At 34.6% G+C, this 243-nt stretch carries 1 pseudogene; it reads right to left on the bottom strand.

What is annotated here, in order from left to right:
* Positions 1-51 precede the first annotated feature (51 nt).
* Positions 52-177 (bottom strand): annotated as a pseudogene (gene rpsH, locus Q4528_RS15545) (30S ribosomal protein S8); the annotation flags it as partial.
* Positions 178-243: the final 66 nt, after the last annotated feature.

The raw sequence follows: 243 nt of genomic DNA, 5'->3' as shown, positions 1-243 counted from the left end.
AACACTTAGTTTATCGTATTATACGTATTCACCTTTTTTAATGAAACCTTAATTTTTTAAGATTTCGGCAATTTCTTTTTTGATATTAGCTGCAGGTAATTCTAATTTAACGTGACGAACCATGTTAGCGTTTCTTACACGAGTTAGCATATCTGAGATTGGATCATTCAGTGTCATTGATTGTTGCCTCCTTTCAGTCTCTTTTTATTACCAGCTAGCTTTACGTACGCCAGGAATTTGGCC

It is taken from the genome of Staphylococcus pasteuri (genome assembly GCF_030547725.1).
In the GTDB taxonomy this organism is placed as follows: domain Bacteria; phylum Bacillota; class Bacilli; order Staphylococcales; family Staphylococcaceae; genus Staphylococcus; species Staphylococcus pasteuri.
Note: the sequence above shows the minus strand (reverse complement) of the source record. Positions and strands in the feature narration are given on the sequence as shown.